The organism is Microbacterium luticocti DSM 19459 (assembly GCF_000422405.1).
GTDB lineage: Bacteria > Actinomycetota > Actinomycetes > Actinomycetales > Microbacteriaceae > Microbacterium > Microbacterium luticocti.
In genome coordinates, this window is the sequence record NZ_AULS01000004.1 from 66,219 (window position 1) to 89,612 (window position 23,394).

The window sequence follows — 23,394 nt, forward strand, 5'->3', positions numbered from 1 at the left end:
ATCGGGGGGTCAGATGCACGTCCGCACCGGAATCGCGCGCGCGATCGCGGCGGCCGCGGCGGTGCTGGCGCTCACCGTGGCGGTGGCCGGATGCTCCGCCGACCCCGGGTCGCCGGCCGCCGTCACGCTCGGCCCCGACCGGCCGCTGCCCGGCGAGGTGCAGGACCAACTGCGCACGGCGGTCACCGATGCGATGGCCGCCACCGGCTCGTCGGGCGCGATCGTCGGGGTGTGGGCGCCGTGGAGCGGGTCGTGGGTCACCGGCCTGGGCACGGTGGCACCCGGCGACGATGCCAAGGTCACCGACGACATGACGTTCCGGGCCGGTGCGATCACCCGGCCGATGGTGTGCGACGTGCTGTACCGGCTCGACGCGACTGGCGTCGTGCACGTCGACGACAGCATCACCGAGTACGTGGGCGGCATGCCCAAGTTCTCAGCGGTCACGCTCGGCGACCTGTGTGACGGCACCAGCGGCATCGGCTCGTATCGCACGCTGCTGGGCCAGCAGATGCTCGCCAACCCCGACCGCCAGTGGGATCCGCGCGAGCTCGTCGGCTACGGTGTGGGGCAGATCGAGGGTGAGGTGCGACCCGGGGTGGCCTACGGCGACTCCGACGCCGGATACCTGCTGCTCGGACTCGCCCTCGAGCGTGCCACCGGCAAGACCGCGGCCGAGCTGCTGACGACGTATGTGTTCGACCCGCTGGGGCTCGCCCACACCACACTGCCCGGTGACGCGCCCGCCGACCCGGTGGTCGGCTCGTCCCAGCCGTTGCGCGGCTTCTACCTCGGCACCCGCACCGCGACCGGCGCCTACGCGTGCGACAAGCCCACCGACATCACCGAGCAGTCGGCGAGCTTCTCGTCGACCGATGCGGGCGTGGTCTCCGACATCCGGGATGCCGCTGCCTACGCCCGCGCGCTGGCCACCGGTGCGCTCGTGCCGACGAAGGCACGGTTCTCGAATCCGCTCCCGGTCACGGCGAGCTCGCCGTCGTGGTTCACCGCCGCCGGCGGCGCCGTGCAGATGGGCCCGTTGATCGGCCAGTACGGCGCGACGCCCGGCTATCTGGCGGCGGCGTTCTCGGACCCGGCCAGCGGGCTGACCGTCGCGGTCGTGCTCAACGACTCGACCGCCGGGCGCGGGCCGATCGTGGACCTCGCCCGCGAGCTCGCGGCGATCGCGGCCAAGGCCCCCGCGGCGTCGGGGCACGAGGTTCCTGCGGTGGGTCTGCCGTGGACCGCCGAGCAGTACCACGACAGCATCGCCAAGGCCGCCGTGTGCGCGGCGGCGAAGTGACCCGCGCCGCGCGCGGCGGGGCGGTCTGGGCCACCGGGCTGGTCGTCGCCGGTGAGATCTGCATGGATGCCGGTGCTGCCCTCGCCGTGCTGGTGTTCCCCACGGTGGGGCCCGTGGCCATGGTCATGATGCGGTTGGTGTTCTCGGCCCTGGTGTTGCTGGTGCTCACCCGGCCACGGGTGCGCGGCTACGCGCGCGGCGACTGGGGCGCGGTGATCGGCTACGGCACCGTGCTGGCGACCATGAACGCGCTGTTCTACCTCGCGCTGGACCGGTTGCCGCTCGGGGTGACCGTCACGATCGAGGTTCTGGGGCCGCTGGTGCTCTCGATCGTGGCGAGCCGTCGCGCCTCGGCCTGGCTGTGGGCGGTGCTCGCCTTCGCGGGCGTGCTGTGCCTGGGCGGTGGAGGCTGGGACCGGCTCGACCCGCTCGGGGCGGCGTTCGCGCTGGGCGCGGCGGCCAGCTGGGCGTTCTACATCCTGGCGGCAGCACGCGTGGGGCGCACGTTCCCGAAGCTCGATGGACTGGCCCTGGCGATGGCGTTCGGCGCGGTGCTCTCGCTGCCGTTCGGGATCATCTCGGCCGGTGCGACCCTGATCCGGCCCGAGGTGCTGGGCCTGGGAGCGGCGGTGGCGCTGCTGTCGAGCACGATCCCGTACGCGCTCGAGCTGATCGCGCTGCGCCGCATCCCGGCGCCCGCGTTCGCGATCCTGATGAGCATGTCGCCGGCCACCGCGGCGGTGGCCGGGTTCGTGCTGCTCGGACAGCGGCTGGTGCCGCTGCAGCTGGCCGGGATCGCGCTGGTCGTCGTCGCGGGGATCGGGGCGGTGCGCTCCGGGGTCGCGCAGGCCGCGGCATCCCGCCCCCGCCGCGCCGGCGCGGCACGGCGGGTGCGTCCGGGCGTGGCCGGGTCTGCGGCATCCGCCCCACCCGGCCCGGCCACCGGGTCGGTCACCGTGCCCGGAACCATGGTCGCCGACCCGACCGGGCCGCTGGCCGTGCTGAACGGGCCGCTCACCGGCCCGATCCAGACCCTCCCGATGACCGACCTCGAGGAGCCGTTCGCCGAACCGCTCGCCTGACACGGCGGACATGACGTCGAGAACATGACGTCGAGAATCGGCATCCCGGCCGAGAATCCGTGCGCTGCGGCGATTCTCGACCGGAATCGCGATTCTCGCGGAGTTCAAGCCGGAGCCCGCCCCGCGCCCGACCGCCCGCCGGTGGAACAATGGCACCGACGGGCGAAGGAGGACCAGATGGATGACTCAGCCGGCGCGACACGCGACGTGATCCTGGTCGGAGTGCAACCCGGCCTGCCCGACGCCGTGCTACGCGAAGCCGCACGACTGGCCCGGGACCTCAGGTGCGACCTTGTCTGCGCGCACGTCGACCTCGAGCGCTACACCGTCGGCGAGCACCTGGACGGATCGGTGCTCAGCCGTTCGATCGACCCCGATCTGCCCGACGAGCGCGAGGGCGCCTTCGACCCGGCGCTGGCCGCCCACATCGACGAGGTACTTGCCGGTTCGGACATCGGCTGGACCGGTCGCGAACTCGCCGGCGACCCCGGCCTGGCGCTCGGCCGGCTCGCCGAGTCGGTGAACGCCCGCTACATCGTCGTCGGCACCCGCCGGGCTGGAGTGCGCGAGACGCTGCGCGAGTTCTTCCAGGGCTCGGTCGCCGGCCACCTCGCGCACCGGCAACACCGGCCGGTGCTGGTTGTGCCGCTGAACCCGGTCACCGACGGCGGGCCGCTGCCGTGGGAGTGAGTCCCGACCGGCCGGTGCATCTGCGCTGGTCGACGATCGGGCTCGTCATCGCCGGCGGCGCGATCGGCACGCTCGCGCGCTACCTGATCACGCTCGCCCTGCCCGACGGCGGCGGCGTGCCGGTGACCATCCTGCTCGTCAACGTCGTCGGCGCGCTCGTGCTCGGCTGGCTGCTCGCCGCCCTCGCCCGCCGCGGGCCCGACACCGGCCGGCGGCGCGCCGTGCGGCTGTTCGCCGGCACCGGGATCCTCGGCGGGTTCACCACGTACTCGACGTTCGCCGTGGGCGCTGACGGTCTGTTCGCGACCGATCGCCCCCTGCTCGGCATCGGCTACGCGCTGCTGACGGTCGTCGTCGGGGCCGCGGCATCCGTCGCCGGCATCGCCCTCGCAGGGCGGGCGCGCGCATGACCGGCGTGCTGCTGGCCCTGACCGTCGCACTCGCCGGAGGCATCGGGGCCGCATGCCGCATGGTGCTCGACGGTGTGGTCAAGGACCGCACCCGAATGCCGTATCCGCTCGGCACGACGGTGATCAACGTGACCGGGTCGTTCCTGCTCGGCGTCGTGACCGGGCTCGCGGCGGGTCTCGGCCCGTGGGCGGTGGTGCTGGGCACCGGGCTGCTCGGCGGGTACACGACGTTCTCGACGGCGAGCTACGAGACCGTGCGGCTCGCCCAGCAGGGGCGCTGGCGCGCCGCCGCGATGAACGGGTTCGGGATGCTCGTGCTCGCGCTGCTCGCGGCCTGGTTCGGGCTGTGGCTCGGCGGGCTCGTCGGGCTCGGCGGCTGACGCAGTCGGCGCGGCCAGGGCGACTCGCCCTGCGCGCGCTGAGGTGCCTGCGTCGCTCCATGGCGTCATCCGTCGCTCCATCACCGGCTCAGGAGATCACACCGGATCAGGACGATCACGCCCAGATCCTCCTGAGCCCGTGATATCTCCTGATCTGGTGAGGGCCCCCTGATCCGAGGGCCCGCTCACACCGGGGTGTAGAGCACGAGCTGCAGGTCGGGCCGGTCGGACGGGCGCAGCTGGTGGTGCTCCAGGGTGACGGTCGACCCGTCCGGCAGGTGGAACACGCGCTCGCGCGACTGGAACCCGCCGACGTCGAACGACTCCCACCCGGCGCGGAACTCGCTGCTCGCCTCGGTCAGCGCCTGCACCAGCTGCGCCGTCGACGGATCGGCCAGGCGGGGTCCCGCCTCGGCGCGGAACTGGGCGAGAAAGCGCCGGCTCGTGACATCCCAGTCGTCGAGCAGCGTGCGTACGTACGGGTCGGTGAACACCAGCCACAGCAGGTTGCGCTCCGCCGGCGGCACGTCGGCGACCCGCGGGTACAGCCGCTGGTACGCGGCGTTCCACCCGGCCAGCCCCCAGTCCGGCGCCAGGGCATAGGCGGGATGCGGCAGCGCGTCCATCAGCCGCTGCACGTGCGCCGGCGCCGGCTCCACGTGCGCGGGCCGCGGCGGCGCATATCCGGCCAGTGACAGCACGTACGCCCGTTCGGCCTCGGTCAGCGCCAGCGCGTCGGCCACCGCCGACAACACCTGGCGCGAGGGGTGGATGTCGCGGGCCTGCTCGAGCCACGTGTACCAGGTGATGCTCACCCCCGACGCGACGGCGACCTCCTCGCGGCGCAGCCCCTGCGTCCGGCCGCGTGCGCCGGGCGGCAGCCCGAGCGCCGCGCGGTCCAGCCGCTCACGCCGTGAGCGCAGGAACGCGCCCAGCTCCTGACGCCGCGGATCGAACATGCACTCAGGGTAGTACTCGTACTACCAGTACCAGCGGCGTCTGGCGCAGCATCCCACTACCACCCAGAATCGGACCATGCCCGTCCTGCGCTCTCGTACCGTCACCCACGGCCGCAACATGGCCGGCGCCCGCGCGCTGATGCGCGCCTCGGGCGTCGATGCCGCCGACTTCGGCAAGCCGATCGTCGCGGTCGCCAACAGCTTCACCGAGTTCGTGCCCGGCCACACCCACCTGCAGCCGGTCGGCCGCATCGTGAGCGAGGCCATCCACGCCGCCGGGGGCATCGCCCGCGAGTTCAACACGATCGCCGTCGACGACGGCATCGCGATGGGCCACTCCGGCATGCTGTACTCGCTGCCCAGCCGCGACATCATCGCCGATTCGGTGGAGTACATGACCAATGCGCACCAGGCCGACGCGCTGGTGTGCATCTCGAACTGCGACAAGATCACGCCCGGGATGCTGATGGCCGCGCTCCGGCTGAACATCCCGACGGTGTTCGTGTCGGGCGGGCCCATGGAGTCCGGACGCGCGGTGCTGCAGGACGGCACGGTGCGCACCCTCGACCTCGTCGACGCGATCAGCGACGCGGTGAACGAGAGCATCTCGGATGCCGACATGCTGCGCATCGAGGAGTCGGCGTGCCCCACGTGCGGCTCGTGTTCGGGCATGTTCACCGCCAACTCGATGAACTGCCTCACCGAGGCCATCGGCCTGGCGCTTCCCGGCAACGGCTCGGTGCTGGCCACCCACACCGCCCGCCGCGCGCTGTACGAGCGGGCCGGCGCCCTGGTGGTCGACATCGCGCATCGGTACTACGACGACGATGACGCCTCGGTGCTGCCGCGCAACGTCGCCACGCCCGCCGCGTTCGACAACGCGATGGCGCTCGACATCGCGATGGGCGGGTCGACGAACACGATCCTGCACCTGCTGGCCGCCGCGCACGAGGCCGGCGTCGACTACGGCCTCGACGACATCGATGCGGTCTCGCGCCGCGTGCCGTGCCTGGCGAAGGTCGCGCCCAACGTCGCCGGCGACCGCATCTATTACATGGAGGACGTGCATCGCGCCGGCGGCATCCCCGCGATCCTCGGCGAGCTGCGACGCGGCGGTCTGCTCGACGAGGGCGTGCACGCCGTGCACTCCGCGTCGCTGGCCGACTGGCTGGACGCGTGGGACATCCGCGGCGGTCGGGCGTCGGACCAGGCGCGCGAGCTGTTTCTCGCCGCGCCCGGCGGGGTGCGGTCGTCGTCGGCGTTCAGCCAGTCCGAGCGCTGGTTGGCGTTGGATGAGGATGCCGCGGCCGGCTGCATCCGCGACACCGCCCACGCCTACTCGGCCGACGGCGGGCTGGCCGTGCTGCGCGGCAACATCGCGGTGGACGGCGCCGTCGTGAAGACCGCGGGCGTCGACCCCTCGATCTGGACGTTCTCGGGCCCGGCCGTGGTGTGCGAGTCGCAGGAGGAGGCCGTCGAGAAGATCCTGAACAAGCAGGTGGCGGCCGGTGACGTGGTCGTCATCCGGTACGAGGGCCCGAAGGGCGGCCCTGGGATGCAGGAGATGCTCTACCCGACCTCGTTCCTGAAGGGCCGCGGCCTCGGCAAGAAGTGCGCGCTCATCACCGACGGGCGGTTCTCGGGCGGCACCAGCGGCCTGTCGATCGGGCACATCTCGCCCGAGGCGGCGTCAGGCGGCGTGATCGCCCTGGTCGAGGACGGCGACATCGTCTCGATCGACATCCCGACCCGCACGCTGAGCCTCGACGTGCCCGATCAGGTGCTGGCCGAGCGGCGCCGCGCGCTGCTGGCGGCGGGCGGCTACCGGCCGCGCACCCGCGAGCGGCAGGTCTCGGCGGCGCTGCGCGCGTATGCGGTGATGGCGCAGTCCGCCGACAAGGGCGCGGTGCGCGACGTGGATGCTGTGGAGCGGGCGATGGCACGGGTCGCGGCCGACGATGCGCTCGCGGCGCAGGACGCGGCATCCGTCGTCTGAGCGGTCACCCCGCCCGGCCGCCTCGTACGGCGCAGCCCGGTCGTCCGCCGACGCGGCCGAAGCTCAAGATCTGCTGAAGAATTCGCCATGTCCCCCAAATGGGGGACATGGATTCGCTAGAGTGAAACTGCTCGACGCACTGGGGACGCGAGGACTCAGGTGCCCGAGCCGGTGATGCCTCTGGGGGGCGCACCGGCCGGCTCCTGACAACAGTCACTTGCGTAGCGATCAACGTGGGTGGGTGCCGCGAACGCGATTTGGAAAGCACATCTCGCGACACCCACCGGGAGTTGCAACTCAGCAATGACGCGGCACCATCTGGGGAATGGGCACGACCCGCGCTGGGGACACGGTGCGTCGACGATATGCAACTGTCTCCAGCGTACCGGTTTCGGCTGGAGGCGTGCTGTGACGTGGGTGGAGGGGCTGACGGGAATCGAACCCGCGCTGTCTGCTTGGGAAGCAGAAGTTCTACCATTGAACTACAGCCCCGCGCACGCATGCGTGCCCGGCCAGCATACCAGGGCGAGGCGAGCGGTCCTTCTCTGACCTGCTGCCGCGTCAAACCGGCCGGGGTAGGGGCCGGCGCCGCACCGCCGGTAGGCTGGCCCCGTGCTGCTGAGCGACCGCGACATCCGCCTTCAGATCGCCGACGGGCGCATCGCGCTCGACCCGTGGGATGCCGAGATGGTGCAGCCGTCGAGCGTCGACGTGCGCCTGGACCGCTACTTCCGGCTGTTCGACAACCACAAGTACCCGTTCATCGACCCCGCCGAAGACCAGCCCGACCTCACCCACCTCATCGATGTCGCGCCCGACGAGCCGTTCGTGCTGCACCCGGGTGAGTTCGCGCTCGGGTCCACGTTCGAGCGCGTCACGCTGCCCGATGACATCGCCGCGCGCCTCGAGGGCAAATCCTCGCTCGGCCGGCTCGGGCTGCTCACCCACTCCACGGCCGGCTTCATCGATCCGGGTTTCTCGGGGCACGTCACGCTCGAGCTGTCGAACGTCGCCACCCTTCCCATCAAGCTCTGGCCCGGCATGAAGATCGGCCAGCTCTGCTTCTTCCGGCTCTCCTCCGCCGCCGAGACCCCCTACGGCGCCGGGGCGTACGGCAACCGGTATCAGGGACAGCGCGGGCCGACGGCATCCCGTTCGTTCCAGAACTTCCATGTGACGGATGTCGGCACCAGTGACGCCGGCTCGCTCGGGCGCTGAACCGGCGTGGGTCTGCGGTCGTGCCCGGGTCGTGGCATCCCGACCCGGGCACGGCGGCATCAGTCCTCGTCGACCGGTACCGGCACCTTGTTGAACCCGGTCACCGGCTGGCTCTCGTCGAACGAGGCCACCCGACGGCGGAAGCCGCGGGTCAGTACGACCAGGTAGACGAAGCCGATCACCGTCCACACGATGCCGCCGATGAGCGCGTCGGCGTGCAGGTTCGCCCACAGGATGCCGGTGAGCACCATGCCGATGCCCGGAAGCACGATGTAGCTGACGATGTCTTTCAGGGTGCGGCGGCGGCCGCGGCGCACCGCGAACCAGGCGATGACCGACACGTTCACGAATGTGAACGCGATGAGCGCGCCGAAGTTGATGAACGCGGCGATGATCTCGAGCGAGAACGCCATCGCGAGCAGGCAGATCGCCCCGACCAGCACGATGTTGAACGTGGGGGTGCGGGTCTTCGCGCTGACGTAGCCGAACACCCGCCGGGGCAGCACGTTGTTGCGGCCCATGACCAGCAGCATCCGTGACACCGACGCGTGCGAGGCCAGCCCCGAGGCCAGTGTCGCCGCGAACCCGGCGGCGGTGAGCACCACCTGCAGCCAGGTGCCGCCGACGAAGTCGCCGATCAGCGGAAGCGTGCTGTCTTCGACGAACTGCATGTCGCCGCCGGGCGCGAATTCGTTCCAGTCCGGAAAGCGCAGCTGCGTGAAGTACGCGGCCACCAAGAAGATCGCGCCGCCCAGCACCACCGTGAACAGGATCGCGCGGGGGACGATGCGCGGGTGCTTGGCCTCTTCGGCATACATCGTGACCGCGTCGAACCCGATGAACGAGAAGCAGACGATCGTGGCCCCCATCAGCACCGCGCCCAGCGTCACGCCGTCGTGGGCGAACGGTGCGATCGAGACCGCCGTGCCAGCGCCGGCACCCTGGGCCAGCTGGGCGATGACCATGATCACGAACACGGCCATCACGACGATCGAGAACACCAGTAGCAGCATGTTCACGTTCGAGGTGCCGCGCATGGTCAGGTAGATGATCGTCGTCACCAGCACGCAGTAGGCGACGACCCAGATCCAGCCGGGCACGTCGGGGAACACCGCCTCGAGGTAGCTGCGGATGATCAGGCAGTTCACCATCGGCAGCAGCACGTAGTCGATCAGCGACGTCCAGCCCACCATGAAGCCCAGATTCGGATGCACGGACTCGCGCACGTACGTGTACGCCGACCCGGCGCTGGGGATCGCGCCGGCCATCTTGCCGTAGCTGATCGCCGTGAACATCATGACGATCAGAGCCACCAGGTAGGCGGCGGGCACGACGTTGTTCGTATCTCGGGCCACCATGCCGAACGTGTCGAACACGACCGTCGGGGTCATGTACCCGAGTCCGAGTCCGACGATCGCCCACAGGCCGAGACTGCGCTTGAGGGTGCCCTGATTGGCGAACAGCTGCGATTTGGGTGCCATGTTCTCCCCTTTGAAAACGGATAGCGTTGCGAATCACTGCGTGTGCGACTGAATCCGCACACGAATGCAGGTGATTATGCCGTGATCCGCAGCCGACGTACAGCCCTACGGCCGTGGGAAATCGCTTCGCGTGGCTCACGTCGCACGCACTCGGGCCGGTGCATGCCGCGAGCGGGCCCGGCGTGTGCCGGACCCGCTCGTTGTCGGTGCCGCTCAGGCGGCGGGGGTGGATGCCTCGCCCGGCCCGTCGCCGGAGCGTCGGGCTGCGGCGAACCCGGCCGCGAAGCCGCGCTCGTAGGCGCGCTCGGCGCGCCGGCGCTCGTGGCGTCCGCCGTGCCGGTGTTCGGCCCGACCGCACGCGTGGTCGCGCGGGCCGGGACCGAAGCCGTGGCGTGTGAACCCGTGCTCGGGCCCGAACCCGCGCTCGGGTGCACGGTCGAACCCGTGCCGCGGGCCGAACCCGTGCTCGGGTGCACGGTCGAACCCGTGCCGGGGGCCGAACCCGCGCTCGGGCCCACGGTCGAACCCGTGACGCGGGCCGAATCCGTGCTCGGACTCGAACCCGTGCTCGGACTCGAATCCGTGGCGCGGGCAGAATCGGTGCTCACGGTCGGTGGGGTGGGATCCGCCCTCGGGCGGGGTGGTGGTGTTCTCTTCGGTGTTCATGTGAGGTCCTTTGTTTCGGGCGGTCGGCGCGCGAAGGCGCTCGTCGAATCCGCAGCTGCATGTCAGATGACATGTACATGTAGTGTGACATGCAATCCAGGTATATGTCAAGTCGCATGTAAATTGGATGCGTGACCCCGACCTCCGACGACTCCGCAGACGCCATCGCCGCCGCGCTGGCGCGCCTGCGCGGACGCGGCCCGCGCCGCCCCGGCGCACCCGAGGCCGAGTTCGGTGTGCACGGCCGCCCAGGCCCGCATCATCCGCACGGCGAGCACGGTCACCGCGGCGGACACGGCTGGGACGAGCACCGCGCCGAGTTCTTCGAGCGCGCCGGGTTCCCGGGCGGGGCCCGCCCCGGTGCGGACGGCTTTTCCCCGTGGGCGCACGGCCGCTTCGCAGGGCCCGCGCGCCTGCGTCTGCTCGAGGCGCTGGCGGCAGCATCCACCCCTCTGTCGGTCGGCGAGATCGCCGAGCGCATCGGCGTCGACCAGCCCCGTGCATCGCGGCTGGTGCAGCAGTCGGTGAAGCTGGGGCTCGTGCGTCGCGAGGCCGATCCCGACGACGCCCGGCGCACCCGCGTCGTGCTGACCGACGAGGGTGCGAGGCTGCTGCGCGGCTTCCGTGGCTACCGGCGGGCGGCCGTCGACGAGGCGCTCGCCGGGTTCAGCGACGCCGAACGCGCCGAGTTGGCGCGGTTGCTCACCAAACTCGCCGACGCCTGGCCGCGCTGAGACCGCCGATCAGACCGGCAGCGGGCGCCGGATCGGGTCTTGGTACAGCGCCGGTGTGACGGTGATGTCCGATGCGTCGTCGGTCCACGACAGCGCGCGCCCGTGGCCGCGCAGGCGCCGCAGCCGCAGGATCACCCCGACCGCCGGCACCCCGATCGCCAGCGCCAGCGCCCCCGACAGCGAACGGTCCTCGTAACCGAGCACGCTCTTGCGCTCGAACGCCGCATGCAGCGCACCGCCGCGCGGCGCAGGCACCCGGCGCGCGGGCAGCAGCCCCCGGCGGCGCAGCTCGACGAGCTCGCACACCTGCTGCCACCAGGTCGACTCGGCCGCATCGTGAAAATAGTTGTCGCGCAACCAGGTGGGGTGTGGATGCCGGAACCGCCGCGCGATCACGTCGTCGACATCGCCGAGCAGGCCGCTGGAGCGGAACACCGTGTTCAGCAGCGTCTTGCGCACACCGAAGGTGTCCAGCGCGATGACCGGGATGCCGCGGACGATCGCCTCGATCGCGGCGGTCGAGCTCACCGTCACCAGGCCCTGCGCCCGGGCCAGGGCCTGATGCATCGGCTCGTGCGAGATGACGAGGTTCGCGGGACGGTCGGCGAGCAGGTCGATCAGCCGCAGCCGCTCATAGTGGGTCTCGGTCTCGCCCTGTTCGGGCCGCGAGCGCAGCTTGAGCACCACCCGCCGTGACGGATCGGCCGCCGCGGCGGCGCGCAGCATGTCGGCGATCACCTGCCGCTCGGCCGGCTCACGCGGCACGATCGCCTGCGCCGCGAACACCAGATCGGTGCCGGCCGGCACCGGATCCGCCTGCCGCGCGAACGGCAGCGTGGCCAGACCCAGGTTCAGCTCGATGCCCAGTCGCGCGGCCAGATCGGCGAACGCCCGGCGCTCGCGCAGCGAGTGCACCACGACCAGATCACTGTGCCGGCGGTACTGCACCGCCCCGCGCTGCGCCGGGATCGAGATGCCGGGAAGCCCCGTGACCACGACGGGTCGGCGCGCCAGCTCGTCGATCGCCCGTTGCACCAGCCGCACGAACGGGCCACGTCCCCCGATCAGCACGACGTCGGGCCGCAGCCGGGCCAGCGTGGGTGCGAGCACCCGGTGCGACAGCCGCTGCACGCGGCGCCCCGACCTCTCGCCCGCCCCGGCGTCCGTGGCGTGGGCGAACGCGGTACCCGACAGGGCTGCGTGCTGCTGCTCGACGCTCACCGTGAGCGGTGTGCGCACGATCAGCATCCGTCGGTCGATGCCCGGTACCGCATCCAGCAGCGCGCCGGCCCACTTCACGTACGAGTCGGCATCGGCGATCGCGACGACCCGCAGGGTCGATGCCGGGCCCGGCGGCATCCCGCCACCGGGGTGTGTCTCAGAAGTTGCGGGTTGCGGCGGGGTATCGACTGCCCAGGTCGCATCTTCAAAGACACGGATGCCACGTGCCCCGCTCGAGCCGCCGCCGCGCGAGAGAGCGGACGTGCTCATGCCGGGACGCGACGCAGCTTCGCCATCGGCGCCAGCTCGCCCGGGAACACCCGCTTGACGCCGTCGCCGAGCGCCGTCTCGATCACGCGGATGTCGCGCACCAGGTGCTCCAGACCCGCCGGCTCCAGCGAGGCGGAGTGGTCCGACCCCCACATGGTGCGGTCGAGCGTGATGTGCCGCTCGACCGCGACCGCGCCCAGCGCGACGGCGGCGAGCGAGATCTGCAGCCCGCGCTCGTGGCCCGAGTATCCGACCGGGATGCCCGCGTACCGGTCGCGCAGCGTCGCGATGGCCTTGAGGTTGGCCTCTTCAGGCTCCATCGGGTAGGTCGAGGTCGCGTGCATGAGCACCACCCGGTCTGTGCCGAGGGTCTGAAGCGCCGCGTCGATCTGCTCGATCGTCGACATGCCCGTCGACAGGATCACCGGCTTGCCGGTCTCGCGCAGCGCGCTCAGCAGCTCGAGGTCGGTCAGCGACGCCGACGCCACCTTGTGCGCCACCACATTCAGGTCTTCGAGGAACGCCACCGACGGCACGTCCCACGGCGAGGCGAACCAGTCCAGGCCCGCCATGGTGGCGTAGTCGCCGATCTCGACGTACTCGTCGCGGCCGAACTCGACGCGATGCCGGTACTCGAGGTAGGTCATGGTGCCCCACGGCGTCTCGCGCGGCGTGTCCCGCATGTGCTCGGGGGTGGAGATCTCGGGCGTGCGCTTCTGGAACTTCACCGCGTTCGCGCCGCTGCGGGCGGCGACGTCGATGAGCCGCTTGGCGATCTCGACGTCGCCGTTGTGGTTGAGGCCGATCTCTGCGATGACGTAGACGGGGTTGCCGCCTCCGACCACGTGCGTGCCGATGCTGACGGTCATGATGCTCCCTTTCGTGTGCTCCAGATCAGCGTCCGCGGCCGAAGTGAACGCACAGAGACATCGCAGTGACCCGGCGGCGACCGGATGCCGTCAGCCTGCCAACACGCGGGTGACCAGTTCGCGAACGGCGCCGTCACCGCCGCGGCGGCCGAGCACCACGCGGGCCGCGGCCCGCACCGCCGGGTGGGCGTCGGCCACGGCGACCGGCCAGCCGACCAGGGCCATCGCGGGCAGGTCGTTGACGTCGTTGCCGAGATACGCCACGGCATCGAGCGGGATGCCGGCATCCGTCGCCCACGCGCGCAGCGCCTGAGCCTTGTCGGTGCAGCCGTGGATCACCGGCACCTGCAGCTTGTCGGCACGGGCCCGCACCACCGGGTTGGTCTCGGTCGACAGGATCAGCACCGGGATGCCCGCCGCCCGCAGCAGCGCGACGCCCATGCCGTCGGAGCGGCTGACCCGCACCTGTTCGCGGCCGTCCTGGTCGACGTACACGGTGTCGTTGGTGTGCACCCCGTCGAAGTCGGTCACCACCGCGCGTGCCGCCACCGGCCCGGGCGCATCCAGCAGCGGCGCGAGGGCGGATGCCGCGGCCAGCTGATCCTCGTCGTCGATCTCGATCGCGGTGCACTCGGGAACCACGATGATGCCGGTCCGGCCGAAGAACCGGTGCCTGGCCGCGCGGAACCCCGCGGCCGTGAACGCGTAGAACGCCCCGGTCTCGACGTAGTGCGGCTCGCGGTCCTGCCGTCGCGGGCGCCGGGATGCCTCGTGCCCGACGGCCTCGGCGGTGCCGTCCGCCGCGCGCCGCCAGACGAAGGCGTACGACTCGTGTGCCGAGAAGACGCTGTCGTAGCTTCCCGAGGCCACGGCGGCCACGGCATCCGCGACGCCCGCGGTGGGCAGGAACGGCGAGGTGGCCTGCACGAACACCACCACGTCGAGGCGGGTGCCGTCCCGCTCCAGCTCGTCCATCGCGTGCAGCAGAGCGCTCTCGCTCGACGCGGTGTCTCCGGCCAGCTCGGCGGGCCGGCGCACGATCCGGGCGCCGGCGGCCGCGGCGGCCGCGGCGATCTCGTCGTCGTCGGTCGAGACGACGACCATGTCCACGCCTCGCGCGGCGGCCGCGGCGTGCACGGCCCGGGTGACCAGCGGCACCCCGCCCACCGGGCGCACGTTCTTGCGCGGCACGCCCTTCGACCCGCCCCGGGCGGGGATGATCGCCGCGACCAGGCCGGTGGTCTGCCCTGCCTGTGCCGGTGTGCTCAGGTTCTTCTCGGATGCGCTCATGACGCACGTACCGCCTTCCATGCGCGCTGCAGTCGGCGCCCGGCACCGCGCGCGGTGAGCCGGGCCTGCTCGATCCGCCCGAACCCGCCGGCGCCGTGGACCAGCCGGGCGATCGGGCCCCGCGGCGCTCCGGGCAGATGCAGCTGTGCCAGGCGTTGCCCGGCGAAGTAGCGGGCGCGCTCTGTGGGGTCGAGCTCGCGCAGCAGCGACTCGGCGCGGCCGCGCAGGCAGGCGGCGATGCGCGGTTGCATGGCGTACCCGACCGCGTCGATCAGGTGCTGCAGACGGGCAGGATCGGCGTACGGCGAGGCGGGTCGGGTGAGGGCATCGACGATCGTCGCCGGGATGCGGTTGCTGTTCTCGAAGGGGGTGAGCCCGGCGAGCACGTCCGCAGTTCCGGCCGCCGCGATCGGCGTGCCGAACAGCGTGTGCAGGGTGGGCAGTGCGGTCGAGAAGCCCGCGACGGCGACACCGACCCCGAGCCGGGCGGCGAGCACCTCGGCCGACGCGGCACCGCGGTACTCGACGAACCGCACGCCGCGCTCACGCGCCCGCCCGCGCACGGCGTCGGCCAGGGCCGGGGGCGCCGCCGGATGCGGTTTGAACACGACCCGGTGCGCACCGGCGTCGGCGGCACGGTCCACCATGTCGGCCAGCATCTGCTGCTCGGCCTCGGCGGTGACGATCCCGAGCGCGGCCAGGTACTGGCCGAGCACGAGCCCGGTGGGCACGCGATCGGCGCACAGCGCGTTCAGGTGTGCGTCCACGGTGGCGCGGTCGATCTCGGCCACGGTGCCGGCGAGGGCGTCGGCGGGCACCGGCACGCGCCGGGCCTGCGGGAACAGCAACGGCCGCACGCCCGGCACCACATCGGCGTGCACGAGGGTGCGGATGCGGTCGGTCACAGCCGGCGGCATGCCGCTGCGCAGCGGCGAGTAGGTCATCAGCCCGTCGCCGACCACACCGAGCGTCGCGTCGCGGAACACCGACAGCAGCGTGCGGGCCGGTGCCACCTGCGGCGACTGCACGAACAGCTCGACCTCGCCGGCCACGCCCCACGAGCGCGACAGCAGCCGGCGCCACGCGGGTTGTTCGATCTCGGGCGGGTTCCACGCGGTCGGCGGCAGCGGGTCGAGCAGGGCATTCAGCGGCTCGATGCGGTCGAACCGGTCCAGCAGCGGGCGCAGCGCGGGGTCTTCGCAGATGCCGACGTGCGTCTCGGGCACGAGCGCCGAGTTGACCGGTACGAGCACGCGCTCGGCGTGCGGCAGCAGGCCGGCGTCGATCGCCGCCACCGCCGTGGTCAGTCCGTACCCGGAGTGGAGCGCGAACAGCTGGATCACCCGTGGACGGCCTTTCTCAGGTGGCGCGCCAGCACCCGGCGGCGCGGATCACTCAGCAGCGGCAGGCAGCGCGCCATCAGCGCCGGGTCGAGCCGGCCGAGCAGCGATCGCACGCCGGTGACCAGCTCGGCCCGCACCGCGGTCGGCATGCGCCGGGACCGGATCAGGTGGTGCGCGCTGATCGCCAGCACCGTCATCGTCGCCTTCGGCAGGAACCGATCGCTCTGTGCGTCGTGCTCGACCAGGTCGAGCACCTGCTCGAACGCGCGCGCGAAATCCAGCTGACGGCGGTCGGCGATCTGCGTGAGCGAGGTCGGCACGCCGCGCCGGTAGAGCAGGTGCGGGGCGTCGACGACGGCGAAGGATGCCGCGTGCAGATGCAGCCGCCAGATCCACGGTCGATCCTCGGCGGTGAACAAGCCGTCGCAGAAGTCGGCGAGACCGGCATCCAACACCCGCCGGTGGAACATCCCGGCCCACGCGTACGGGTAGTCGACCATGCTCGAGTCGTCGACCGGCAGGATCGCCTCGCGCGGCGGCACCGCCCTGCCGCGCCACGGGAACGGTGCGGTCACCAGGGCGCGGCGGCGGCCGGTGACGGTGACGTGATCGGTGCGCACGAAGTCGCAGTCCAGATCGTGCAGCGCTGCGGCGAGGGTCTGCAGCCGCAGCGGTTGCATCCAGTCGTCGCCGTCGATGAAGCAGAACAGGTCACCCTCGACATGCGCCAGGCCCTGGTTGCGGGCGCTGGCCAGCCCCACCGGCTCGGGGTTGGCGATCACCTCGGCGGTGCCGAACCGTTCGGCGTACTCGCGCATGCTCTGCCCGGTGTCGTCGCTGGACCCGTCGTCGACGGCGACGAGCTTGAGCGCATCGGGGTCGTCGAACTGCCGAAGCAGGGTCTGCAGCGTGGTGCCGACATAGGGGCCCGCGTCCTTCGCGGGCAGGATGACGGTCGCGATCGGTCTGCGCACGGCACTCCCGTCTCGAGGTGTGGGATGCCGATCATCACAGGCGCCGGTGGCGAAACGGCGACGCACCGGTGAACACGGGGTTTCCAGGCGACGGCCGCTGGGTGCGGCATCCGCGTGCCACCGTCCGCGCGCGCCGCCAGGGCCCGCGGCCCGCTACTGGCGCACGTACCGCGGCAGCCGCACCAGCAGCAGCAGGATCAGCCCGGCCAGCAGCACCACCATGATGCCGAGGATGCCCCAGTAGGTGGCCCCGAACCACGCGATGAACAGCGCCCACAGGCCCGGCGCGAGAAAACTCGCGACCCGGCCGGTGGTGGCGTACAGGCCGAAGATCTCGCCCTGCATGCCGGCCGGGGTGACCCGGGCCAGCAGCGATCGGGATGCCGCCTGCGCGGGTCCGACGCAGGCCGACAGCACCAGCCCGGCGATCCAGAACGGCATCTTCCCGGCGCCGTGCAGAAAGAACACGACGAGCCCCATCGCGATCAGCAGGCCGAGGGCGCCGATGATCACGGCGCGCGGGCCGAAGCGGTCGTCGAGGCGTCCGGCGAGGATGGTCGCGATGCCGGCGACCACGTTCGCGGCGATGCCGAACACCATCACCTCGGTGGTCGAGAACCCGTACACCACCGCGGCAAGCACGCCGCCGAACGCGAACACCCCGGCCAGTCCGTCGCGGTAGACGGCGCTGGCCAGCAGAAACCAGAACGTGGAGCGGTGTTCGCGGAACAGGCGGACGACATCGCGCACCAGTTCCACGTACCCGGCGAAGAACCCGACCCGTTTCAGGCCGGCAGCCGGCGGCGGCTCGGGCACGTTCAGAAACAGCGGGATCGAGAACACCACGGTCCACACGGCGCAGCCGACGGCGATCAGCCGGTAGGCCAGGCCGTTCGAGGTGTCCATGCCGAACCAGTCGGCGAACGTGAGCGTGACCACGATGCCCAGGGCGAGGATGCCGCCGATGTAGCCCATACCCCAGCCCAGGCCGCTGACCCGGCCCACCGTGCGCGGCGTCGACACGCTCACCAGCAGCGCGTTGTAGTTCACACCGGCGATCTCGCTGAACACCGACCCCACCGCGACGGTGATCGCGCCGAACCAGAAATAGACGGGGTCGGCCTGCACGAACAACAGCGCGAACTGCACCAGCGCGAGCAGCGCGGTGAACACCAGCAGCCAGCGCTTCTTGCGGCCCGCGCGGTCGGCGGTCTGGCCGAGCACCGGCGCCAGCAGCAGGATCGCGATCCCCGCCCAGAACGTGACGAACCCGTAGCCGCTGCTCAGCCCCGCCAGGGCACGCTCCTTGAGCGGGTCGGTGGCATCCAGCGCCGCGATGTCGTCGGGCAGGAACTGTGACGACACCAGATACAGCGAGACGAAGACGAAGGTGAGGATGACGGAGTTGAACGGCTGCGTCGCCCAGTCCCACAGCGCCCACGAGTAGACGCGTCGCCGCGGCACCGGGGCCGGGTCGGGCGAGGCGGCCATCGCAGCCGTCGAGAAGCGCGGGTCGGGGGCGTCGGTGCCGGTCACACGCTCACGCTACCGGCACAGCGGCGACGGATGCCACGGCCCGCCGCGTCGACGGATGCCACGGCCCGCCGCGTCGACGGTGCAGCCGGTGTTTTTTCGGGCCCACTCGGTAGGGTTGGTCTCACTCCGACACCCCTGGAAGCGGTGATCAGAATGCCTCGTGAGACAGAGCGCACGCCCCCCGCTCCCGTCAGGTCCGCGAGGGAGCGTGCAGGTGCCCTGCCCGAGGACTGCCCGCCGATGCGGGTGGCCGATACCGGCGAGGCGATCGGCGATCTGGCGAGCGAGGAGTGGCATGCCATCTTCGGCTGAGGGGCCGGTCGCGCGCCGCCCTCGCCCGATGCCGAGTGCGACCGCGGAGATGCTGCTGCCGCGGGGCGCATGGGGGATCGCGTGCGTGGTCGTCGCGCTGTTCGCCGCGTTCCTCACGGTGGCCGCCGCCGGCCTGGCGGTCGGTGCAGACGCGGAAGCACGGCGTTGGGCGCTCGTGGTCGCCGCCGTCGCCGGCATGTTCTGGATCGTCCCGGCGGATCTCTTCGTGCTCGTGCTGTACCGGCCGCGCCGCGATCCCGCGACGGTGCGCGCCTCGGTGACGGAGGTCGAGATCCTCGGCAGCCGGCGCTTCGCCGGCTGGACCCTCGCAACGGCGCTGACGTGGCTCGTCGGCTCGTGCATCGTCGCCGGGGCGGTGGATGCCGCGTGGCGGCTGTTCTGGATCGTCGTGGCCGTGTTGCTGCTGGTCGTGGTGATCGATCACCTCCTGTCGATCGGGCACGTCCGACGTCTCGTGTTGACGCGGAACGGCGTGCGTGCGACGTCGTTCCGTACCGATGCCGAGGTCGCATGGGACGACATGGCGGCCCTCCGCTGGACCCAGGGGCCGGACGGCCTCATGGTCGCGCGGATCGAGCTGAAACCCGGCGCCGCGTCGTACGTCGAGCACTGGCGGCACCCCTTCGCGCAGCGCCGCGAGACGATCGACGTCGAGCTGCCGTCGCTCGGTCTCGATCCTCTCCTGGTGATGATGGCGCTGCAGTTGTACTGGCTCGTGCCATCCGCCCGTGCGGAAGTCGCCGGCGGTCGGCCGCCGGCGCGGCTCTTCGACGCCGACCTCGCCGTCGGCTCGGTGCCCGCAGAGCTGGGGACGGACTGGCTCGCCTCGTTTCGCCCGCGCGCGCAGCACTGATCGCGGCCGCGGTCGCGGCTCGGGGGTGAGCGCGTGGATTGGCGGCGTGGGAAGTCAAAGTTGAGCCGGGCGGTATCAATTTTGTTGACAGGGCGCCGCCGGCGGCATACACTTGAGTCATCGCGGCTCAACCTCTGGTCGGCCGCACTCAGGCTTCACAGGCAACCCGGGTCGTGGCATCCGCTTCGACCCTGCGAAAAGGAAGAGAAAACACATATGGCACGTGCAGTGGGTATCGACCTCGGTACCACCAACTCGGTCGTGAGCGTCCTCGAAGGCGGCGAGCCCAAGGTCATCGCCAACGCCGAGGGCTTCCGCACCACCCCCTCGGTCGTGGCGTTCACCAAGGACGGCGAGGTGCTGGTCGGCGAGACCGCGAAGCGCCAGGCCGTCACGAACGTCGACCGCACCATCACCTCGGTCAAGCGCCACATGGGCACCGACTGGAAGACGCAGGCGATCGACGGCAAGGCCTACACGCCGCAGGAGATCTCGGCGCGCATCCTGCAGAAGCTCAAGCGCGACGCCGAGCAGTACCTGGGCGACAGCGTCACCGACGCCGTGATCACCGTGCCCGCGTACTTCAACGACGCCGAGCGCCAGGCCACCAAGGAGGCCGGCGAGATCGCGGGCCTGAACGTGCTGCGCATCATCAACGAGCCGACCGCCGCAGCCCTGGCCTACGGCCTGGACAAGGGCAAGGAGGACGAGCTCATCCTGGTCTTCGACCTCGGTGGCGGCACATTCGACGTGTCGCTGCTCGAGGTGGGCAAGGACGACGACTTCTCCACCATCCAGGTGCGTGCCACCGCCGGTGACAACCGGCTCGGCGGCGACGACTGGGACCAGCGCATCGTGGACTGGCTGATCAAGCAGTTCAAAGACACCACCGGTGTCGACGTCTCGGGCGACAAGATCGCGCTGCAGCGCCTGAAGGAGGCCGCCGAGCAGGCGAAGAAGGAGCTGTCGAGCTCGACCTCGACCTCGATCTCGCTGCCGTACCTGTCGCTGACCGACCAGGGCCCGGCGAACCTGCAGGAGAACCTGACCCGTGCGAAGTTCGAGGACCTCACCAAGGACCTGCTCGACCGCACCAAGAAGCCGTTCGAGGACGTCATCCGCGAAGCCGGCATCAAGGTGAGCGACATCGACCACGTCGTGCTCGTGGGTGGTTCCACCCGCATGCCGGCCGTGAGCGAGCTGGTGAAGAAGGAGACCGGCAAGGAGCCCAACAAGGGCGTGAACCCGGACGAGGTCGTCGCCGTCGGCGCCGCCCTGCAGGCCGGCGTCCTCAAGGGCGAGCGCAAGGACGTGCTGCTGATCGACGTGACCCCGCTGAGCCTCGGTATCGAGACCAAGGGCGGGATCATGACCAAGCTCATCGAGCGCAACACGGCCATTCCCACCAAGCGCAGCGAGACCTTCACCACCGCCGACGACAACCAGCCGTCGGTGGCGATCCAGGTGTTCCAGGGCGAGCGCGAGTTCACCCGCGACAACAAGCCGCTGGGAACGTTCGAGCTCACCGGCATCGCTCCGGCGCCCCGTGGCATCCCGCAGGTCGAGGTCACGTTCGACATCGACGCCAACGGCATCGTGCACGTGTCGGCCAAGGACAAGGGCACCGGCAAGGAGCAGTCGATGACCATCACCGGCGGGTCGAGCCTGCCGAAGGAGGACATCGAGCGCATGGTGCGCGAGGCCGAAGAGCACGCCGCCGAGGACAAGAAGCGCCGCGAGTCGGCCGAGACCCGCAACCAGGCCGAGACCCTGTCGTACTCGATCGAGAAGCTGATCAAGGACAACGACGACAAGCTGCCGCAGGACGTCAAGGACAGCGTGCAGGCCGACGTCGACGCGCTGAAGACCGCGCTGGCGGGCGAGGACGACGACGCCGTGAAGCGCGCGTTCGACACCCTCAACGCCAGCCAGCAGAAGCTGGGCGAGGCGATCTACCAGGCCGCGCAGGCCCAGGGCGAGCAGGGCGATCCGACCGTGGCCGACCCGGGCAACGGCGAGGTGCCGAACCCCGAGGAGGACGTGATCGACGCCGAGGTCGTCGACGACGAGGACGAGAAGAAGTAGGACATGACCGACAAGGACTTCGACGACAACGACGAGGTCCGTCCGGGCGAGGGGTCGGAGGCGCACGCCTCCGGCCCCGACGCGCAGGACGGGGCTCAAGACGGCGGGCAGAACCCGACCGGTGCCACCGGCGCCGAGGCGGGCGACGACGAGCCGTTCGACCCGGACGAGCTCACCGTGGACGACATCCTCGGCACGGCGCAGAACTCCGACGCCGCGGCCGAAGACGCCAAGCTCGCGGATCTGGAGAGCACGCTGCTGAACGATCTGAAGCGGTTGCAGGCCGAGTACGCCAACTACCGGCGGCGCACCGAAGAGCAGCGTCAGGTCGAGATCGACCGGGCGAAGGGGCAGGCCGCGAAGGGCCTGCTGCCGGTGCTCGACGACCTCGACCGGGCGGCCAAGCACGGCGACCTCGAGGAGGGCAGCGCGTTCGCGGTGATCGCCGACAAGATCCGCGGGGTCGTGGAGCGGCTGGGCGTGGTCTCGTACGGCGCGGCGGGCGACCCGTTCGACCCGCAGCAGCACGAGGCCGTCTTCCAGCAGCCGACCCCGGGTGTCACCGAGCCGACCGTCCTGGAGGTCGTGGAGACCGGCTACCGGCTGGGCGAGGTCGAACTGCGCCCGGCCAAGGTCGTCGTGGCCGTCCCGGCGGACTGAGCCGGGGAAGGAGCATCCATGGCCAGTCAAGACTGGTTCGACAAGGACTTCTATGCCACGCTCGGGGTGTCCAAGGACGTCTCGGACGCGGAGCTGAAGAAGACCTACCGCAAGCTCGCGCGCAAGTACCACCCGGATTCGAACCCAGGGGATGCCGCGGCCGAGGCGAAGTTCAAGGAGATCAGCGAGGCGTACTCGGTGCTCTCCGACAAAGAGCAGCGCGAGGAGTACGACCAGATCCGCGCGATGGGCTCGGGCGCCCGGTTCACGGCGGGCGGGCCCGGTCAGGGCGGCTTCGAGGACGTGTTCAGCATGTTCGGGCAGGGCCGCGGCGGGGGCACCCGCTTTCAGACCTCCGGCAACTTCGAAGACATCTTCTCGATGTTCGGCGGGCAGCCCGGCGGCTTCGGCTCGGGCCGGTTCGGTGAGCCCACCGGCGGGTACCGCGGCTACGGCGGCCCGCACAAGGGGGCGGATGTCACGGCCCACACCACGCTGGACTTCGTCACCGCAGTGAAGGGCGAGACCATCACGCTGGCCGGTGAGGACGGCAAGCCGTTCAAGGTGAAGATCCCCGCCGGGGTCGCCGACGGGCAGAAGATCCGGCTGCGCGGCCGCGGACGGCCGTCGCCGGACGGAGGCGAGAACGGCGACATCGTCGTGACCGTGACCGTGCGGCCGCATCCGGTGTTCACCCGAGAGGGCCTGAACCTGCGGGTGACGGTGCCGGTGACCTTCACCGAGGCGACGCTGGGCGCGACCATCGAGGTGCCGACCCTGGGCGGCGACCCGGTGCGGCTGCGCGTCGCGCCGGGCACCCCGTCGGGGCGCGTGCTGCGGGTCAAGGGACGCGGTGTGCAGAGCAAGAAGGGCACCGGCGACCTGCTCGCCGAGGTGCAGGTGGCCGTGCCGGCGCACCTCGACGACGCGGCGCGCGAGGCGCTCGAGCGCTTTCACGAGCTGGAACCCAAGGAGAACCCCCGTGCCGACCTGATGGCGAAGGCCGCTGCACACCACTGAGCGGCCAGCCGCGGCGCCCGA

At 71.2% G+C, this 23,394-nt stretch carries 21 protein-coding genes and 1 tRNA gene; 12 read left to right on the forward strand and 10 right to left on the reverse strand.

The features are described 5' to 3' along the window. Positions 1–13: 13 nt before the first annotated feature. The 5 genes from H577_RS0106465 (at position 14) to H577_RS0106485 (ending at position 3,865) form a co-directional block, all read left to right on the forward strand. Complete coding sequence (locus tag H577_RS0106465) at positions 14–1,303, forward strand: serine hydrolase domain-containing protein (protein ID WP_036284076.1); 1,290 nt, start codon at positions 14–16, stop codon at positions 1,301–1,303. Continuing rightward, on the forward strand, positions 1,285–2,385 hold the full coding sequence (locus H577_RS15405) for an EamA family transporter (protein WP_342664744.1): 1,101 nt from the start codon (positions 1,285–1,287) through the stop codon (positions 2,383–2,385). The genes H577_RS0106465 and H577_RS15405 overlap by 19 nt, the downstream gene beginning before the upstream one ends. 177 nt (positions 2,386–2,562) lie before the next feature. Further along, positions 2,563–3,075, forward strand: a complete 513-nt coding sequence (locus H577_RS0106475) for a universal stress protein (protein WP_029145268.1) — start codon at positions 2,563–2,565, stop codon at positions 3,073–3,075. Further along, entirely contained in the window at positions 3,072–3,485 is a 414-nt protein-coding gene (locus tag H577_RS0106480; protein WP_425411314.1) for a fluoride efflux transporter FluC, read from the forward strand. The genes H577_RS0106475 and H577_RS0106480 overlap by 4 nt, the downstream gene beginning before the upstream one ends. Continuing rightward, on the forward strand, positions 3,482–3,865 hold the full coding sequence (locus H577_RS0106485) for a fluoride efflux transporter FluC (RefSeq protein ID WP_029145270.1): 384 nt from the start codon (positions 3,482–3,484) through the stop codon (positions 3,863–3,865). The genes H577_RS0106480 and H577_RS0106485 overlap by 4 nt, the downstream gene beginning before the upstream one ends. A 185-nt stretch (positions 3,866–4,050) precedes the next feature. On the opposite strand, the gene H577_RS0106490 is transcribed toward H577_RS0106485, so the two are convergent. Next, the gene (locus tag H577_RS0106490) at positions 4,051–4,824 is read right to left on the reverse strand and encodes a helix-turn-helix transcriptional regulator (RefSeq protein WP_029145271.1); all 774 of its coding nucleotides are present in this window, start codon (positions 4,822–4,824) and stop codon (positions 4,051–4,053) included. 76 nt (positions 4,825–4,900) lie between these two features. On the opposite strand from H577_RS0106490, the gene ilvD reads away from it, so the two are divergent. Continuing rightward, a complete protein-coding gene (gene ilvD, locus H577_RS15410) occupies positions 4,901–6,820 on the forward strand; it encodes a dihydroxy-acid dehydratase (RefSeq protein ID WP_036284078.1) in 1,920 nt (639 codons plus the stop codon). Positions 6,821–7,238: 418 nt separating this feature from the next. On the opposite strand, the gene H577_RS0106500 is transcribed toward ilvD, so the two are convergent. Further along, positions 7,239–7,312, reverse strand: a tRNA-Gly gene (locus H577_RS0106500). Between the two features lie 120 nt (positions 7,313–7,432). Between H577_RS0106500 and dcd the strand changes: the two genes are divergently transcribed. Continuing rightward, positions 7,433–8,038, forward strand: coding sequence for a dCTP deaminase (dcd, locus tag H577_RS0106505; RefSeq protein WP_029145272.1), 606 nt, complete (start codon positions 7,433–7,435; stop codon positions 8,036–8,038). Positions 8,039–8,097: 59 nt separating this feature from the next. On the opposite strand, the gene H577_RS0106510 is transcribed toward dcd, so the two are convergent. Together H577_RS0106510 and H577_RS15415 are read right to left on the reverse strand one after the other, a co-directional pair. Then, positions 8,098–9,519 carry an APC family permease gene (locus H577_RS0106510; protein ID WP_156876572.1) on the reverse strand — a complete coding sequence of 474 codons (1,422 nt, stop codon included), beginning with the start codon at positions 9,517–9,519 and terminating at the stop codon, positions 8,098–8,100. Between the two features lie 213 nt (positions 9,520–9,732). After that, on the reverse strand, positions 9,733–10,185 hold the full coding sequence (locus H577_RS15415; RefSeq protein ID WP_029145274.1) for a hypothetical protein: 453 nt from the start codon (positions 10,183–10,185) through the stop codon (positions 9,733–9,735). Positions 10,186–10,316: 131 nt separating this feature from the next. Here H577_RS15415 and H577_RS18070 point away from each other — a divergent pair, with 131 nt between their 5' ends. Then, positions 10,317–10,919: a MarR family winged helix-turn-helix transcriptional regulator gene (locus H577_RS18070; RefSeq protein WP_245570348.1), complete on the forward strand. Its 603-nt coding sequence runs from the start codon at positions 10,317–10,319 to the stop codon at positions 10,917–10,919. Positions 10,920–10,928: 9 nt separating this feature from the next. On the opposite strand, the gene H577_RS15425 is transcribed toward H577_RS18070, so the two are convergent. The 6 genes from H577_RS15425 to H577_RS0106550 all read right to left on the reverse strand — a co-directional run bounded on the left by H577_RS15425 (position 10,929) and on the right by H577_RS0106550 (position 18,422). Continuing rightward, a complete protein-coding gene (locus tag H577_RS15425) occupies positions 10,929–12,278 on the reverse strand; it encodes a DUF6716 putative glycosyltransferase (protein ID WP_051191820.1) in 1,350 nt (449 codons plus the stop codon). Between the two features lie 128 nt (positions 12,279–12,406). Continuing rightward, positions 12,407–13,279 (reverse strand): N-acetylneuraminate synthase family protein, encoded by an 873-nt coding sequence (locus tag H577_RS0106530; RefSeq protein WP_029145276.1) that lies wholly within the window; start codon positions 13,277–13,279, stop codon positions 12,407–12,409. A 90-nt stretch (positions 13,280–13,369) separates the two neighbouring features. Then, positions 13,370–14,569: an acylneuraminate cytidylyltransferase gene (locus H577_RS0106535; protein WP_084515907.1), complete on the reverse strand. Its 1,200-nt coding sequence runs from the start codon at positions 14,567–14,569 to the stop codon at positions 13,370–13,372. Continuing rightward, on the reverse strand, positions 14,566–15,912 hold the full coding sequence (locus tag H577_RS0106540) for a polysialyltransferase family glycosyltransferase (RefSeq protein WP_029145278.1): 1,347 nt from the start codon (positions 15,910–15,912) through the stop codon (positions 14,566–14,568). Before H577_RS0106540 ends, H577_RS0106535 begins: the two co-directional genes overlap by 4 nt. Next, a complete protein-coding gene (locus H577_RS0106545; RefSeq protein WP_029145279.1) occupies positions 15,909–16,886 on the reverse strand; it encodes a glycosyltransferase family 2 protein in 978 nt (325 codons plus the stop codon). The genes H577_RS0106540 and H577_RS0106545 overlap by 4 nt, the downstream gene beginning before the upstream one ends. A 153-nt stretch (positions 16,887–17,039) precedes the next feature. Beyond that, positions 17,040–18,422: an MFS transporter gene (locus H577_RS0106550; RefSeq protein WP_029145280.1), complete on the reverse strand. Its 1,383-nt coding sequence runs from the start codon at positions 18,420–18,422 to the stop codon at positions 17,040–17,042. A 430-nt stretch (positions 18,423–18,852) separates the two neighbouring features. Here H577_RS0106550 and H577_RS0106560 point away from each other — a divergent pair, with 430 nt between their 5' ends. The 4 genes from H577_RS0106560 (at position 18,853) to H577_RS0106575 (ending at position 23,373) form a co-directional block, all read left to right on the forward strand. Beyond that, entirely contained in the window at positions 18,853–19,608 is a 756-nt protein-coding gene (locus tag H577_RS0106560) for a hypothetical protein (protein WP_156876573.1), read from the forward strand. A 216-nt stretch (positions 19,609–19,824) separates the two neighbouring features. Then, positions 19,825–21,693 carry a molecular chaperone DnaK gene (gene dnaK / locus H577_RS0106565; protein WP_029145282.1) on the forward strand — a complete coding sequence of 623 codons (1,869 nt, stop codon included), beginning with the start codon at positions 19,825–19,827 and terminating at the stop codon, positions 21,691–21,693. A gap of 3 nt (positions 21,694–21,696) precedes the next feature. Next, positions 21,697–22,353 carry a nucleotide exchange factor GrpE gene (locus H577_RS0106570; RefSeq protein ID WP_029145283.1) on the forward strand — a complete coding sequence of 219 codons (657 nt, stop codon included), beginning with the start codon at positions 21,697–21,699 and terminating at the stop codon, positions 22,351–22,353. A gap of 18 nt (positions 22,354–22,371) precedes the next feature. Continuing rightward, positions 22,372–23,373 carry a DnaJ C-terminal domain-containing protein gene (locus H577_RS0106575; protein ID WP_029145284.1) on the forward strand — a complete coding sequence of 334 codons (1,002 nt, stop codon included), beginning with the start codon at positions 22,372–22,374 and terminating at the stop codon, positions 23,371–23,373. Positions 23,374–23,394: the final 21 nt, after the last annotated feature.

What these genes read in the sequence shown, in the direction of transcription:
- H577_RS15415 (WP_029145274.1), bottom strand. Translation starts at nt 10,185, where the DNA reads ATGAACACCGAAGAGAACACCACCACCCCGCCCGAGGGCGGATCCCAC.
- H577_RS0106485 (WP_029145270.1), top strand. Translation starts at nt 3,482, where the DNA reads ATGACCGGCGTGCTGCTGGCCCTGACCGTCGCACTCGCCGGAGGCATC.
- H577_RS0106510 (WP_156876572.1), bottom strand. Translation starts at nt 9,519, where the DNA reads ATGGCACCCAAATCGCAGCTGTTCGCCAATCAGGGCACCCTCAAGCGC.
- H577_RS0106570 (WP_029145283.1), top strand. Translation starts at nt 21,697, where the DNA reads ATGACCGACAAGGACTTCGACGACAACGACGAGGTCCGTCCGGGCGAG.
- ilvD (WP_036284078.1), top strand. Translation starts at nt 4,901, where the DNA reads ATGCCCGTCCTGCGCTCTCGTACCGTCACCCACGGCCGCAACATGGCC.
- H577_RS0106465 (WP_036284076.1), top strand. Translation starts at nt 14, where the DNA reads ATGCACGTCCGCACCGGAATCGCGCGCGCGATCGCGGCGGCCGCGGCG.
- H577_RS0106575 (WP_029145284.1), top strand. Translation starts at nt 22,372, where the DNA reads ATGGCCAGTCAAGACTGGTTCGACAAGGACTTCTATGCCACGCTCGGG.
- H577_RS0106535 (WP_084515907.1), bottom strand. Translation starts at nt 14,569, where the DNA reads ATGAGCGCATCCGAGAAGAACCTGAGCACACCGGCACAGGCAGGGCAG.
- H577_RS15425 (WP_051191820.1), bottom strand. Translation starts at nt 12,278, where the DNA reads ATGCCGCCGGGCCCGGCATCGACCCTGCGGGTCGTCGCGATCGCCGAT.
- dnaK (WP_029145282.1), top strand. Translation starts at nt 19,825, where the DNA reads ATGGCACGTGCAGTGGGTATCGACCTCGGTACCACCAACTCGGTCGTG.
- H577_RS0106490 (WP_029145271.1), bottom strand. Translation starts at nt 4,824, where the DNA reads ATGTTCGATCCGCGGCGTCAGGAGCTGGGCGCGTTCCTGCGCTCACGG.
- H577_RS0106530 (WP_029145276.1), bottom strand. Translation starts at nt 13,279, where the DNA reads ATGACCGTCAGCATCGGCACGCACGTGGTCGGAGGCGGCAACCCCGTC.
- H577_RS0106475 (WP_029145268.1), top strand. Translation starts at nt 2,563, where the DNA reads ATGGATGACTCAGCCGGCGCGACACGCGACGTGATCCTGGTCGGAGTG.